The organism is Spongiimicrobium sp. 3-5 (genome assembly GCF_046557915.1).
In the GTDB taxonomy this organism is placed as follows: domain Bacteria; phylum Bacteroidota; class Bacteroidia; order Flavobacteriales; family Flavobacteriaceae; genus JBHEBG01.
In genome coordinates this window covers 421803-436025 of the sequence record NZ_JBHEBG010000003.1, presented here as the reverse complement: position 1 = coordinate 436025, position 14223 = coordinate 421803, and the positions used below count along the sequence as shown (strand labels likewise).

Sequence of the window (14223 nt, the reverse complement as noted above, 5' to 3'; positions counted from 1 at the left end):
AAATTTATTTAGACTGGTTTTAAATAGTGTTCTTGTAGAGGGCAAATATACTGCATCAAACCAAACAAAAAAATTTTATTTAAATTAAATCTAAATAAATTTAAATATTTAACAATTAGGCAATCTGTAGAGTCGTAACATCCAAAAAAAGATCAGTGATAAGTAGAAAAAAGTTCCGAAGCCTTGTTATAAGATGCCTCAAAAGCCATTGCGTTTACGTTGCTATCTACTTTGGATGAAGTGAAATAAGAGAGCATTTTTTCGGTGGGCATATTCCCTGTAAGTTCGTCCTTGGCCATAGGACAACCGCCAAATCCTTGAACCGCGCCGTCGAATCTACGACAACCGGCCATATAGGCAGCATCAACTTTTTCGTGCCATCTATTGGGCACAGTATGTAGGTGTGCGCCAAATTCAATTTCGGGATATTTGGGAATTAGGTTGGCAAAAAGATAGTCTATAACTTCTGGGGTTGAGCTTCCTACCGTATCGGACAAAGACAATATCTTAACGCCCATTGCCGCTAATTTTTCTGTCCACTCCCCTACTATAGCAACATTCCACGGGTCGCCATAGGGGTTGCCAAATCCCATGGAAATATAAGTAACCACCTCTTTGCCCGAGTTTTTTGCTATTTCCAAAATTTCCTGTAATGTAGTTATGGATTGATTTATGGTCTTATGGGTGTTCCTCATTTGAAAATTCTCGGAAATAGAGAAGGGATATCCCAAATAGTCTATAGCCATATGCGTACTTGCTTCTTTTGCCCCGCGTACGTTAGCTACAATTGCCAAAAGTTTACTGGAAGTAGCTGATAAATCGAGCTGGGACAAGACTTCCGCAGTATCTACCATCTGCGGAATGGCCTTTGGGGAGACAAAACTCCCAAAATCGATAGTATCAAACCCACACCCCAACAAGGACTGAATATACCTTACTTTGTGCTCTGTAGGAATAAACATCTTTATACCTTGCATGGCATCCCTAGGGCATTCTATCAACTTTACTTTTTCCGCCATGGTACTCATTACATCCATTCAAAATTAGCATTATTTATCCGATAAAAGAATAAATACAGCGATGCCCAAGAAAACTGAAATCTGTAACCATTTCATAACAACACCTATTTTGCTGTTTCTCCTTATATATGAGGTTATACTACTCGCCAAAATAGCTATGAGGCTAAAGACAGTGAACGCAATTAGCATAAAAAGCGCTCCGAGGACATAGAACTGAAGAGCCGTATTTAGGGTATCGCTAAAAAGAAAGCTTGGAAAAAAAGCCAAAAAGAAAATGGTGACTTTAGGGTTTAGAACATTCATTATGAAGCCCTTTTTGAACATTTGCCATAGATTTTTTTGAGAAACCTCCGTATTGGTAAGTATAATAGAAGATTCTGCTCTATAGACCGAATATGCCAAATAAACAAGGTAAGCAGCCCCTAATAATTTTATTAAAAGAAATAGGCCGTCACTTTCCTTTATGATTGCGGATAATCCAAAAGCAAGTAATGTAGTATGCACCAAACAGCCCGATACCAGCCCCGCCACCGTGGCTATACCATATTTTTTACCACTTGCAACACTTTGTACCAATACGTAAATATTATCTGGGCCAGGTGCTATGGCCAGGGCCGTTGAAGCCAACATAAATGCATAAATAATTTCGTAATCCACAAGTTTTTTTAAAAGTACAAATTACAAATTCTACAAGTGTAGCCATTCTTTTTATATCTTAACCCAAAAAAACATGAAGGTTCTTCTAATAACATTGGTTACTGCAAGTCTGGCACTATACTTTTGTCCCATGCCAGACTTATCCAATACTAAAATTTCCGAAACAGATCTAGAAAAAAATAAGGACAGTGTTCTTAGGCATGTGGTGCTCTTTAAATTTAAAGAGGGCACTCCGGCAAACAAAATATCTGAAATAGAAACGGCTTTCCGATCGTTACCTGCAAAAATTCCGGAAATAGCATCATTAGAATGGGGCCTTAACAATAGCCCAGAAGGTTTGGAAAAAGGTTTCACGCATTGCTTTTTGCTTACATTCAATAGCGAACAAGATAGAACCGTTTATCTGCCTCACGCAGACCATAAGGCATTCGGGGCATTGTTAACCCCGCATCTGGAGGATGTATTGGTTGTTGATTACTGGACTCACTAACCCTTGGATTCCATTTTTTGGAGGATTGCCTTATTTATTTTTTTTATCAACGAAGGTCCTTCATACACAAATCCGGTCCATAGTTGTACCAAATCTGCCCCGGCTTCCAACTTTTCCAGCGCATCTTCTGCGGAATGAATGCCCCCTACCCCTATAATGGGAAATGCTTTGTTACTTTTTTCCGATAAAAATCGAATAACGGCCGTACTCCTATTAGCCAGCGGTTTACCACTTAACCCGCCAGGTTCCTCTATTAGCATATAATCGGATTTTAGGTTCTTGTCCCTAGCTATAGTAGTATTTGTGGCAATAACACCATCTATTTTTGTTTTATTCACAATTTTAATGATGTCCAATAACTGATTGTCCGAAAGGTCTGGCGCTATCTTTAATAATATTGGTTTTTCTTTGGTCTTACTCTTTAGGGCATACTTATAATTTTCCTTCTTTATTTCCTGCAACAGCGCGGTTAACGGTTCCTTATCTTGCAACTCCCTTAGTCCGGGGGTATTGGGCGAGCTAACATTCACTACAAAGTAATCTACATGATCAAACAGGGCATCGAAGCAAATAAGATAATCCTTGACAGCCATATTGTTAGGTGTGGCCTTGTTCTTTCCGATGTTTCCGCCAATGAGTACTTTATGGTCTTTTTTTAGCTGCTCTACGGCATCAAAAACTCCTAGATTATTAAAACCCATTCTGTTAATTATACCTTCATCTGCCTTAAGCCTAAACAATCTGGTCTTGGGATTGCCTTTTTGCGGTTTTGGGGTAAGTGTCCCTATTTCTATGAATCCAAAACCAAAATTGGAAAGTTCGTTATATAGTTTGGCATCCTTGTCAAAACCAGCGGCCAAGCCTACAGGGTTCTTAAAAGTAAGTCCAAAAACCTCACGTTCCAACCGTTTATCATTGATTTGATAGAGGGTTCTGAAAAGTCCCGAAAAACCAATCTTCGAAAAAAATCTAATTAATGAGAAGGAAAGGTGATGCACCTTTTCTGGGTCTAAAAGAAAAAAAATGGGGCGAACTAGAAACTTGTACATGAAGGTATAACTGCTTTGGGCAAAAATACAAACTCCTTTGGAGTACATATCCCCTAATCACCTTTTTTTATTGAGTAAAATGATTAATCATTCCTAACCCCTACCAAAGGATCTCTAATTGCTGCCTTGCAAAGGTCTACGTAGCGCTGGTACTGTCGTTCATTAAAAAGACCAAGGAGCTTCTTGTCGTACATTTTGGAAGTATTCACCATTTTGTGCTTGAGTACGTTGTACTTTTTTGCCAAATCTGCCAACTCTTCATTGGTTTCTTGTGGGTGTTTGTCCATTAGTTCCTTTATTTCGGCTTCGATCGAAGCTGTCTCTGTCTCCAAAGCTACCTGCCATGTCTGCATCTGACTTTGCTGTTCCTCATTAAGTTGAAATATTTCAACTATAGTACCCGCATCTTTGCCCCCAATGTTCAAAGTACAATCTTGCGCCCTTCCAAAACAACATAGAAGGCCAAATATTAGTATCGAATAAAACGCTTTTACCCTCATTGTCCAATTCTTACGTATTCAACTTATTAAAACAATAAATATATAAACAGCATTTTTACCGAAAAAGTATGCAAAAGACCCCGGTTTAAGATCAAAAACAAAAAAAGACCGCCCACAAAGGCGGTCTTTTCAATAAACTAACTTAAACGGATTATTTCAATTTAAAATTTAAACGAGCGAACAAAAACCTTCCGCCAATACCAAACTGTTGTGCCCTTCTAGACCAGTCAAAACGACCAGAACTACGGTTGGTTTGGGCTCCAGTTGTATTCGGATCAAAATCTTCGATTGCTCGATCCGGAAATATATCGAACAAGTTGTTGGCTCCTATAGTAAAGGTAAGGGCATCCGTTGCCTTATAACCAATAGATAAGTCCGTTACCAATTTAGTGCCAAACACTTGTTGCCGGTCTATATTAGTTGTAGCTTCGGTAACTTCGCCAAAGTATACATTGCGTAAAAAGAAAATCAACTTTTCTGAAGTTAGACTGTTAGATAGGTTTATTTTGGTTCTTGGCACGGCCTCTTCCAAATATACCCTACTATCTTCTGGGAAATAAGTTTCTTCTAGGCCAGCATCTAATAAGACTTGAGAAGCATTTGTTGCTCCAACTTTTTTGGTTTTTGAAAAAGTACCGGCCAGATCGGATTTTAAACGCCAGCTATCACCTAAATTGGCCTTATGTGTAACCACAATATCCAAACCTTTGGATTCCGTATCGATCGCATTGGCAAAAAAGGAAGCTGCTGTTGCATTCGCTTGCGAAAGTAAAAACCTTAACTCATCTCCCTCGGTTCCTTCTGGAGCGCTAAATTGCCCAGTGTAAACAACTCTATCATCAATTTTTACAAAGTAACCATCCAAGGTAACGGTAAGGTTGGCACTTGGGATCTTAGCGGTAAAACCAAGACTAACACTCTGGGATGTTTCTTCTTTTAGTTGGGGAATCCCGAGAAGTTGGGCAGGTCTGCTATCATTGGCAAAAGTACCCACCTCTTGTGGATCTCCATTTTGATCGAAAATGGTAGAGGTAGAGTTAAAGTTTATTTGATGTAAGGATGGCGCCCTAAAACCGGTATTTACCGCACCCCTTATGTTTAGGTTATCCGATACCTTATAACGCGAAGCCAGTTTGAAGTTTATGGTAGAGCCAAAATCGCTGTAGTTTTCGAAACGAGTGGCAAAACTGGCCAAAAATTGCTCAGAAAAGTCGGCTTCAACATCAAAATACCCAGCAACACTGCTACGTCCCCTAGACAGTTCATTGCTTGGACTAAAGCCTGGAAATACTTGTGAACCTCCCGGTCTTGGGCTTCCAAAAAAATCCTCCGAAGGCTGCTGAGATGCCAAGGTAATTACTTCTCCATCATCGGTGTATTGTGCATATGAAGCTTCTTCGCCTGCAACGATTTCGTAGTTTTCTACCCTATATTCAGCACCAAAAGCAATGTTAAGGCCAGACATTACATCATCAAAAAACTGGGTTACGTCCAAATTGGCCGTGTTTTGTAGAAATGAAAACCCACCGGCATCGAATGTAGTTGGAGAAGAACTTTGCAAGGAAGCATTAAAGGTATTTCCAATGGTATATAAAAACGAGTTTTGACCATAGGTGTTGCTAAAGTCCACGCTCCAATCACCGATCATTCCTTTAATACCTATAGAGATGGACTCGTCCTTGATATTGGAATTTATTTCTGGCAAAAATCCGTTAAAATATGCAGGAGTAAAAGTTCTACTCTGATTTGGAAGTCTGTAGAAACCGGCAGAATTACCTGTTCTGGAACTGATCCCGGCAAAAGAATACAATTCGGTACCGTTATCATCCAAGGGTAGGGATAAATTGGCAAACAGACGACCACCGCGCAAAGCGGATTGCCCTACTCTCATATTATAGTCGCTTCGTTGTTGGCCTCTAGCAGCCAATTCTGCGTCTGTATTGTCAGCGGACAATACAGTTCTAAGTTCTTCTTTGGTAGTGGCACCATTTAAATTGATACCTGCTGCATTGGCATATTGGATTACATCGGCTACATCATCATCCAACAAATCAGACAGATCGGCACCATCAGCCCCTGCAAAACGTTCAACTGTGTTATAAAGATTAAATACTTCACCGTCCCATTCGAACATACGGCTATAATCGTCCCGTACATCAAAATCACCTGAAAAAGTAAGGAATCCTCCATTATCACCTAAAGAAAGACCATAGCTTGCTGCAATATTGGTAGTCTCTCCATCTGACCCACCTGTTTGCCCGTTGGCATTCTTGGAGAAATTGGCTCCTGTGGTCACTGTGGCATTAAGTTCGTTTACCGTGGTATTCAAAACTATATTGATTACACCTGCAATTGCATCAGAACCATATTGGGCGGCGGCACCATCCCGTAATACCTCTATTCGTTGAATAGCCGCAGCCGGAATAGCATTCAAATCCGTTCCTACGCTTCCCCTACCAAAGGTTCCATTAACGTTTACCAAAGAAGAAGTATGCCGTCTTTTACCATTTATGAGCACCAATACTTGATCTGGTCCCAAACCTCTTAAAGAAGCCGGATCAATATGGTCTGTACCATCTGATATCGTTTGGGTATTGGAAGTAAATGAAGGGGCCACGTAATTTAAAATCTGATTTAAGTTTACCTGAGGTGCAACGCTCTGTAATTCCTTAACATCGATTACATCAACAGGCACCGTACTTTCCGTAGCCGTTCTGTTGGGGTTACGAGATCCTACTATAATTACTTCTGAAAGTTCTAGTCCAGACACCAAGGATACGTTGGCCGTGCTACCTGTAACAGTAACTTCTTTGGCTTCAAAACCGATATAGGAAACCACCAAAGTATCTCCTATGGAGGCATCGATGGTATAATTGCCATCAAAATCGGTTGTGGTACCATTGGTTGTTCCTTTTACCACAATGGAAGCTCCCGGTAAGGGCGCTCCGTCTTGATCGGTTACTTGTCCGGAAATCGCCTGCTGTACCATTTCAATTTTATATGGAATTGCAAAACCAAGCCTGCTAACGGTACCTACCTTCAACAATTCTGGTCTGTCTACTTTTTTATGATAAACCACATAATATTTGTTCCCCAAATATTCAAAATCGAAACTGGTCTTTTTTTCCAGCTTGTTGATGATTTTGTCCAGAATAGGATAGCGATATTCCTCAGGATTCAGTTCCGTTCCTGAAAGCAATCCGGGGTTATACGTAAAAAACACTTCGTGTTTTTCGCTTAAATCCGTTAAGAAGTCGGTAAGCGCAATGGTCTTGTAAGCAACAAAATCATCCGCTGTAGTTGTAGCTTTTAATTCCGTGACTCCCGAAAAGAGAAGTAGGAATAGCAGTAGTTTAAAGAGTCGTTTTCCATTCATGTTCTTTGAGTTTTAGTTAAACTTATTGATTGTTGAGTATTATTAGTTTATTGTCTTTTCTAACAATTTTTGTTCCTGTGGATTTTTCAATGGCAAACAGGCAAATTTGTAAGTTCTCATTGGGAATACCACCAGAAAGCACACGATCTGCAATGGTTTGGTCCGTAAATTCGGCCGGTATGCCATAGGCATATTCCAAATGCTTCATTACTTCTTTTAGTTTTATATTATTAAAGATGTAAGTACCCTCTCGCCATAAGGAATAGGATTGTTCCTGACTGACTTTTTCATGGAATATTACCTTGGTTTCGTCCGAGTAGGAGACAAATTCCCCTGGTACCATTTCCTTGTACACCCCATTGTTCAGAAGGAGATTGATAGATCCCTCATCTAGTGCCACATCGGTCTTTTCATCCCTTGTGTTTACGTGGAATTGCGTGCCATACACTTCTACTCTTAAGTCTTTCGTATTTACCCAAAACTTGGCTTTGGAGGCATATTTTGGTTTTACCTTAAAATAAGCTTCCCCTTTCAGGGATACATCCCTGGTGTTCTTTTTAGTATAGCTAATTTCCGAATTGCCATTTAAGACAACCGATGTGCCGTCTGGTAGTTTAAGGTTCATAACCTCTCCGTAACCGGTTTTGTGGAGTACCTGCTGTGAATTGCTCGTTACCAAGACACCAACTACTATGAAAACGAGTCCGATCGCGGCTATAGCAGCTACCTTATGAAGTCTTGATATACCTGATTTTAAGTTTAGTACGGAAGCACTTGCCCTTTTTTGGTCCTTTTCTTGGATTTTATCTAAAACATCCTCCAGTTTTTGATGAACAAAGTCATCGCCTAAGTCATTTTTCTTAAAAGTAATCCCTAGCAAAATGTCCTTGGCGTTGTTAACAACGGCTATTTTATCGGGATTATTTTTAATCCAAGCATTCCAAAAAGCAACATCGTTCCTATTGCCGTTATTGGCCCAATTCCTAAAGGAGGAATCGTTCAAAAGCTTATCCAAAAAAGGTTTTGAATTATCTTTCATTCGTTATTCTAAATAAAAATTTAAACTGCTGTTCGTATTTAAAGAGTAGGAAAGGAATATTATATACCCTCTTTTTTTGAAAAAAATGATTTATCCCCGTAATATATTGCGGATTGCCTCTGATTCTACCGTTTTTCGGAGTTTTACAAAGGCCTTTTGAAGGGTGTTGAGCACACTTTGATAGGAAATATCCATTACTTCACTGATTTCCTTGGTACGAAGGCCACTGTAATATTTTAAATAAATCACTTCTCTCTCGCGCTTGGAAAGATTGTTCAAAATTTTGGCCACCATCTTGGTCTGTATTGCCATAAACTCTTGTTCAATGGCAATTTCCTCTACGGAAAATTCAAATCTAGACAAGGAATCTACATATTCATCAAAATCGGTGAATACTCTTTCCTTTTTTATGGCCTTAAACATGGCCCTTCGAAATGATATGAAAAGATATGCCCTAACGCTGTTTACCTCCCCCAGATTCTCGCGGTTTTCGTACAAGTAAATAAAAAAATCCTGAAGACAATCCTCGGTAAACGTACGATTTCCGCAAATCTTAAAACCATAATTGTGAAACAAGGGGTAGTACTCCTTAAAAAGAGCGGAGAAGGCATTTAAATCGCCTCCAACAAAAAGATGCCATATGACTTTAATAGGCTGAATAATAAGGTTTTTGTACGATTGCTTACAACCAAATATAGGGAATATTCTTAACTAGGCTATTTTGAAGCTGCTGAATACCAAATATATAGTCCAAAATTATCGGTTACAGGAGCTTTTGGATTAAGTTGTATTTTTGACGAAACAATCTATGCATGCAACAAATTATTGATCGGTTTATCAGCTATGTTTCCATTGATACGCAGAGCGATCCAGATTCCGACACAACTCCCAGTACCGCAAAGCAATGGCACTTGGCCCATAAACTTGTAGACGAATTAAACGCCATTGGTATGGCAGAGGTTTCCATTGACGAACATGCCTACATTATGGCCACCTTGCCCAGTAATATGGAAAAGCAAGTACCGGTAATTGGGTTTATCGCTCATTTCGATACTACCCCAGATTTTACAGGTGCCAATGTTAAACCTCAACTAATACACAATTACGATGGCAAGGATATCGTATTAAATACGGAGCATAATATTGTACTCTCGCCAGATTATTTTGAGGATCTATTACTTTATAAAGGCCAGACCCTTATAACCACGGATGGCACTACCTTGTTGGGTGCCGATGATAAGGCGGGTATTACAGAAATAATAACAGCCATGGAGTATTTGGTGCAACACCCGGAAGTTAAACACGGGAAAATCAGGATTGCATTTACACCAGATGAAGAAATTGGGAAGGGAGCACACAAATTTGATGTTCAAAAATTTGGCGCGGATTGGGCCTATACCATGGACGGAAGTCAAATTGGGGAGCTGGAATATGAAAATTTTAATGCCGCCGGCGCCAAAATAACGATAAAAGGAAAAAGTGTACATCCGGGCTATGCCAAGGGAAAAATGATCAACGCCATTGGGATTGCCAATGATTTTTTAACTCAACTTCCAAAAGGCGAAACACCACAGGAAACGGAAGACAGAGAAGGTTTCTATCATGTGCATCATATAGAGGGTGAAATTGAAAATGCCGTCATTTCACTGATTGTAAGGGACCATAACAAGCAAAAATTTGAAAAACGTAAGCAATTGTTGGTTGATATAACAAACCACCTTAACTCTATCTATGGTGATGGTACAGTGGTTACAAATATCAACGACCAATATTATAACATGAAAGAAAAGATATCGCCGGTACTGCATATTGTAGAAATTGCCAAAGAAGCCATGTTGGCCTTGGGCATACCACCGATTATTAAGCCCATCCGGGGAGGCACGGACGGCTCGCAGCTAAGCTTTATGGGATTACCTTGTCCTAATATTTTTGCAGGAGGACATAATTTTCACGGTAAATATGAATATGTTCCCGTAGAAAGTATGGAAAAAGCGGTTGACGTTATCGTAAAAATTTGCGAACTTACGGCTACAAAAGCCTGATAGTATGGATAATATCGATAAAATAGAAGCCTATTTTGCCTTAAACCGACCTTTTAAGGAAGAAATTTCCGTGTTAAGGGAATTGGTCCTTAAAACTGCCCTAAAAGAGGAATACAAATGGGGTGTACCTGTTTACACCTTGGAAGGTAAAAACGTTCTCGGTATTTTGGCTTTTAAACACCATTTTGCACTTTGGTTCTATAATGGGGTCTTTCTAAAAGATTCAGAAAAGGTTTTGGAAAATGCCCAGAAAGGTAAGACCAAGGCTATGCGTCATTGGAAGTTTAGGGCCATGAATGAAATAGACCATAAAAACATCCCTGTATACATTGCAGAGGCCATTGCTAACCAGAAAAAAGGTATTGAGCTAAAACCCCAGCGAAAAAAAGCCATGGACATTCCTCCCTTGCTTCGGAACGCATTACAACAAAAGCAGGGACTGGAAAAAGCCTTTGGCACATTATCGCCTTACAAACAGCGTGAATATTGTGAGTATATTACAATGGCAAAACAAGAAAAGACCAAAACCTCCCGGCTCCAAAAGATACTTCCCTTTATTGAGAAAGGTATTGGACTCCATGATGCCTATAGAAATTAGATTTTTGGGAGTTTCCAACCATTCTTATAGCTGGTATTTATAAACTCATTGGCTTTGCTATCTGTAAATTTACCAGCGGTGGCATCCCAATAGATACGATTTCCTGTTTTATAAGCTACATTCCCCATATGGCATACAAAAGCCGCATCATAACCCACCTTTATCGGTGCTTTTAGGGCGCTTGTATCTCTACTTTTTACCACATCTATAAAATTTTGGGTGTGTAGATCCAGTCCATTTCCTTCATTTTCTTGAAGTGGCAGTTCTTCGATCAACTTATTTTCGGGGATTTTTCTAAAGCCATCATGCGCTACCTCGGAAATTACTTGCCAACCACTACGATCTAATACCAATGTACCATTATTTCCAATAAAAGCAATACCGTGATCCCTACCGTAGTTACCACCGTCTATACCCGTTGCATGCTCCCAAAGTATTGAAAAACCATCAAATTCGTAAACGGTCTGTAAAGTGTCCGGCGCTTCCTGGGCATCATCTGGGTAGGCAAATTTACCACCTATGGCCATCACTGATTTAGGTGTTGAAGCCTGCATTCCATATAATGCATAATCTATTAGATGTACACCCCAGTCCGTCATTAGTCCACCCGCATAATCCCAAAACCATCTAAAGTTAAAATGAAAGCGATGGGGGTTAAAAGGTCTTTTAGGTGCCGGGCCCAACCACATATCATAATCCACTCCCTGTGGTACCGGGCCGTTGGGGAGTACGGGGATAGACGACATCCAACCCTGGTAGGCCCAAGCTTTAGCCAAACGTATTTGCCCCAATTTACCAGAATGCACATAGTTTATGGCATCTACAAAATGAGGCTGACTTCTTTGCCACTGTCCAATTTGCACAACACGATCACTATTGGTGACCGTCTTCAACATAATATTGGATTCCTGAATTGAATTTGCTATCGGTTTTTCGCAGTATACATCTTTGCCTGCCCGCAGTGCATCGGTTAATTGTAAGCAATGCCAATGATCCGGAGTGCCAATAATAACTATATCAACATCGGAATCCTCCAACAACTTTCTATAATCCGAATACCATTTAGGTTTTTTAAATCCTGCTTTTTCAAGGTCTGCCGTGCGTTGTTCCAGTATATTTCTATCCACATCACATAGGGCAACAACCTCAACCTCACTGATTTTAAGCATGGAACTTAGATTGGCAAAGCCCATTCCTTTGCAACCTACCAGTCCAACTTGGATACGATCATTGGGGCTTACCGTCTTACGAAAGGTGGCAAGCAGTTCCATTGGGAACAAAAATGAGGCTCCTGTACCCATGACCAAGGTGGTACCGCGTTTTACAAAGTTTCTTCTAGTGGTCTTCATTTGGCGATAGTTAAGATGAACTTAAATATACTGATTCCCTAGAAAACAAGCCATAAAAAAAGCATCGACGTGGGTCGATGCTTTATGAGGGATATTTATTTATCACCTACTTCTTCTTCTCAGGTGCATTGATCTTTTTACTAAGCTCCATGGATATGGCCGATCTATCGAACTTTATTTTACCGGCCATGGTTTCCACAATGCACGAAAAATCTTTGTCGTTGAGATCAACCACTTTTCCGTACATACCGCTTTTGGTTACAATCCTGTCACCTTTTTTTAGTTCCTGAGAGAATTTTTTCTCGTCCTTTTGACGTTTCATCTGGGGGCGAATCATAAACATATACGCCACTACAAATATCAAAAGTAATGGAAGGAACGATCCTAAATCTTGCATTTAAATTATTTTACGGGTCCCGCTGCTTGCGCGTTCTTTGGGGTTACAAAAGCTTTTATTCGCAAAAGTTCGGAACCTTTTTCCGTGTTTGCAGTAACAGTAATGGTCTTGGTCACCTGATTTTGACCGGAACCATTGAATCTTACTTTTAATTCTCCTGATTCTCCCGGAGCTACTGGTGAGTTCTTAGGATACTCCGGTACAGTACATCCACAGCTACTTTTGGCATCTGTAATAATCAACGGGGCATCCCCTGTATTGGTAAACTTAAAAATTGTTTCTTGGGCATCGCCGGCATCAATGGTTCCAAAATCGTGTTCAGATTTTTCAAAACTCATTACAGGAAGGCTTTTTGCGGCTTGGTCCCTTTCGGCAGCCACTTCAACATTGGATGCATTTACCTTGCTCGAAGCATTTTCCTTGCAAGAAACAAACGCCATTAAAGAAACTAGACTTAAGGTTAAAAATACTTTTTTCATCATTAAAGTTTTATTTGTTTTACAATATTGGTGGCTAAGTAGAACGATTTTTTCGTTGATCTAATAGCCATTTGAAATGGTTTGTTACAACCGTCAAATCATTATTGCAGGTAAAATTAAGGAATATTTGTTTATAATAATCCCCTCCCCACTTTTTTAAGTTTTCCTTCACTTTTGTACTCCTTCACCAGTTTGTCTAAAATTCCGTTTATAAAAATGCTGCTTTTTGGGGTAGAATACTCTTTTGCAATCTCTAAATACTCGTTAATTGTTACCTTCTCGGGAATTGAGGAAAAGTTTAATAACTCGCAGATTGCCATTTTAAGAAGTATGGCGTCCATATCGGCAATGCGGTCTTTATCCCAATTGGGAGTCTTACCCTCTATTTCTTTTTCCCACTCGGCGTTGTTCAACAGGGTTTTTACCAGTAATTTTTTGGCAAAATCCAAGTCCTCCTCATCTTTAAGCAGGTTTGGGACAAAAAATGATTCCCTTTCCTTTTCCGTTACTTTTCTAAGTTGTTTTAAGATATAGGTGTTAACGATAGGAATATCGTCTATCCATGTTAATTTATCATCTTCAAAATAATCGTATAATTTTTCGTTAGGCGCAATTATTTCTCTAAAAAGGTCTATTACCAAGTTTCTATCCTCTTCATAAGAACTGCCCGGTTTCGTCATATAACTGTCATAAATAGGGCTATCTAACATGTCCTTGTAGAGGATTTTAACATACTCTTCATTAAGATACCAGTTCTTAAGTTTTCTTTTTGCCAGTTGATTGGAAAGTAATGTATTGGATGATATCTGCAGTAGAACTCGGTTATTTACAAATTTTTCTGCATCGGGATAATTGTCGGCAGCCGTAGCCATATATTTATTGGTAGAGAGCTTTATATGGTTTTCGGCCTTTAGATGTAACTCTCTAAATAGGCTAAGCATTAACAGATACAGGGTATACATGTTCTCGATGCTTACTTTTAAAAATTTCTCCTGTTTTTCCAAAGCGTCATCATGCGATTGGGTCAGTGCATAAATACATTGCATCACCTTTACCCGAATATGCCTTCTTGTAAGCATTTTTAAAGAACTTTAGTTTAGTTATATTAAACTTAAAGGCGCAAAAATAGTAATCTATTTTCAATCTTTCATCCGCAAGACAGTTTTATCTTATAAGTTTTATAACATTTGGTTTGGACCCAAACCTATATCTTTGCGAAATTGTCCGC

Annotated in this window: 14 protein-coding genes; 3 read left to right on the top strand and 11 right to left on the bottom strand. The window is 39.5% G+C overall.

Annotation, left to right across the window (positions count from 1 at the left end; all coding sequences use genetic code 11):
- Positions 1–152: 152 nt before the first annotated feature.
- Positions 153–1019: a hydroxymethylglutaryl-CoA lyase gene (locus ACEQ81_RS13475; protein ID WP_411031585.1), complete on the bottom strand. Its 867-nt coding sequence runs from the start codon at positions 1017–1019 to the stop codon at positions 153–155.
- 30 nt (positions 1020–1049) lie between these two features.
- Positions 1050–1676 (bottom strand): LysE family translocator, encoded by a 627-nt coding sequence (locus tag ACEQ81_RS13470; RefSeq protein ID WP_411031424.1) that lies wholly within the window; start codon positions 1674–1676, stop codon positions 1050–1052.
- A 73-nt stretch (positions 1677–1749) separates the two neighbouring features.
- Between ACEQ81_RS13470 and ACEQ81_RS13465 the strand changes: the two genes are divergently transcribed.
- Positions 1750–2166, top strand: coding sequence for a Dabb family protein (locus tag ACEQ81_RS13465; RefSeq protein WP_411031423.1), 417 nt, complete (start codon positions 1750–1752; stop codon positions 2164–2166).
- On the opposite strand, the gene ACEQ81_RS13460 is transcribed toward ACEQ81_RS13465, so the two are convergent.
- From ACEQ81_RS13460 to ACEQ81_RS13440, 5 genes are all read right to left on the bottom strand, one after another.
- Positions 2163–3215: a quinone-dependent dihydroorotate dehydrogenase gene (locus ACEQ81_RS13460; protein WP_411031422.1), complete on the bottom strand. Its 1053-nt coding sequence runs from the start codon at positions 3213–3215 to the stop codon at positions 2163–2165. The genes ACEQ81_RS13465 and ACEQ81_RS13460 overlap by 4 nt on opposite strands.
- 83 nt (positions 3216–3298) lie before the next feature.
- Complete coding sequence (locus ACEQ81_RS13455; RefSeq protein ID WP_411031421.1) at positions 3299–3715, bottom strand: hypothetical protein; 417 nt, start codon at positions 3713–3715, stop codon at positions 3299–3301.
- Positions 3716–3866: 151 nt separating this feature from the next.
- Entirely contained in the window at positions 3867–6704 is a 2838-nt protein-coding gene (locus ACEQ81_RS13450) for a TonB-dependent receptor (protein ID WP_411031584.1), read from the bottom strand.
- Positions 6705–7113: 409 nt separating this feature from the next.
- The gene (locus ACEQ81_RS13445) at positions 7114–8130 is read right to left on the bottom strand and encodes a FecR family protein (RefSeq protein WP_411031420.1); all 1017 of its coding nucleotides are present in this window, start codon (positions 8128–8130) and stop codon (positions 7114–7116) included.
- Between the two features lie 90 nt (positions 8131–8220).
- A complete protein-coding gene (locus tag ACEQ81_RS13440) occupies positions 8221–8772 on the bottom strand; it encodes an RNA polymerase sigma factor (RefSeq protein ID WP_411031583.1) in 552 nt (183 codons plus the stop codon).
- 170 nt (positions 8773–8942) lie between these two features.
- Here ACEQ81_RS13440 and pepT point away from each other — a divergent pair, with 170 nt between their 5' ends.
- A complete protein-coding gene (gene pepT, locus ACEQ81_RS13435; protein ID WP_411031419.1) occupies positions 8943–10172 on the top strand; it encodes a peptidase T in 1230 nt (409 codons plus the stop codon).
- A 4-nt stretch (positions 10173–10176) separates the two neighbouring features.
- A complete protein-coding gene (locus ACEQ81_RS13430; protein ID WP_411031418.1) occupies positions 10177–10770 on the top strand; it encodes a YdeI/OmpD-associated family protein in 594 nt (197 codons plus the stop codon).
- On the opposite strand, the gene ACEQ81_RS13425 is transcribed toward ACEQ81_RS13430, so the two are convergent.
- The 4 genes from ACEQ81_RS13425 to nusB all read right to left on the bottom strand — a co-directional run bounded on the left by ACEQ81_RS13425 (position 10767) and on the right by nusB (position 14074).
- The gene (locus ACEQ81_RS13425) at positions 10767–12119 is read right to left on the bottom strand and encodes a Gfo/Idh/MocA family protein (RefSeq protein ID WP_411031417.1); all 1353 of its coding nucleotides are present in this window, start codon (positions 12117–12119) and stop codon (positions 10767–10769) included. The two genes, ACEQ81_RS13430 and ACEQ81_RS13425, sit on opposite strands and share 4 nt — an antisense overlap.
- A gap of 106 nt (positions 12120–12225) precedes the next feature.
- Entirely contained in the window at positions 12226–12516 is a 291-nt protein-coding gene (yajC, locus tag ACEQ81_RS13420; RefSeq protein WP_411031416.1) for a preprotein translocase subunit YajC, read from the bottom strand.
- 5 nt (positions 12517–12521) lie between these two features.
- The gene (locus ACEQ81_RS13415) at positions 12522–12995 is read right to left on the bottom strand and encodes a DUF1573 domain-containing protein (RefSeq protein ID WP_411031582.1); all 474 of its coding nucleotides are present in this window, start codon (positions 12993–12995) and stop codon (positions 12522–12524) included.
- Positions 12996–13126: 131 nt separating this feature from the next.
- Complete coding sequence (gene nusB, locus ACEQ81_RS13410) at positions 13127–14074, bottom strand: transcription antitermination factor NusB (protein WP_411031415.1); 948 nt, start codon at positions 14072–14074, stop codon at positions 13127–13129.
- Positions 14075–14223: the final 149 nt, after the last annotated feature.

Bases quoted from the DNA above. Each gene is read 5' to 3' on its own strand.
- ACEQ81_RS13475 (WP_411031585.1), bottom strand. From the start codon at position 1,019: ATGGCGGAAAAAGTAAAGTTGATAGAATGCCCTAGGGATGCCATGCAA.
- ACEQ81_RS13465 (WP_411031423.1), top strand. From the start codon at position 1,750: ATGAAGGTTCTTCTAATAACATTGGTTACTGCAAGTCTGGCACTATAC.
- ACEQ81_RS13460 (WP_411031422.1), bottom strand. From the start codon at position 3,215: ATGTACAAGTTTCTAGTTCGCCCCATTTTTTTTCTTTTAGACCCAGAA.
- ACEQ81_RS13455 (WP_411031421.1), bottom strand. From the start codon at position 3,715: ATGAGGGTAAAAGCGTTTTATTCGATACTAATATTTGGCCTTCTATGT.
- ACEQ81_RS13450 (WP_411031584.1), bottom strand. From the start codon at position 6,704: ATGGTACAGCAGGCGATTTCCGGACAAGTAACCGATCAAGACGGAGCG.
- ACEQ81_RS13445 (WP_411031420.1), bottom strand. From the start codon at position 8,130: ATGAAAGATAATTCAAAACCTTTTTTGGATAAGCTTTTGAACGATTCC.
- pepT (WP_411031419.1), top strand. From the start codon at position 8,943: ATGCAACAAATTATTGATCGGTTTATCAGCTATGTTTCCATTGATACG.
- ACEQ81_RS13430 (WP_411031418.1), top strand. From the start codon at position 10,177: ATGGATAATATCGATAAAATAGAAGCCTATTTTGCCTTAAACCGACCT.
- ACEQ81_RS13425 (WP_411031417.1), bottom strand. From the start codon at position 12,119: ATGAAGACCACTAGAAGAAACTTTGTAAAACGCGGTACCACCTTGGTC.
- yajC (WP_411031416.1), bottom strand. From the start codon at position 12,516: ATGCAAGATTTAGGATCGTTCCTTCCATTACTTTTGATATTTGTAGTG.
- ACEQ81_RS13415 (WP_411031582.1), bottom strand. From the start codon at position 12,995: ATGAAAAAAGTATTTTTAACCTTAAGTCTAGTTTCTTTAATGGCGTTT.
- nusB (WP_411031415.1), bottom strand. From the start codon at position 14,074: ATGCTTACAAGAAGGCATATTCGGGTAAAGGTGATGCAATGTATTTAT.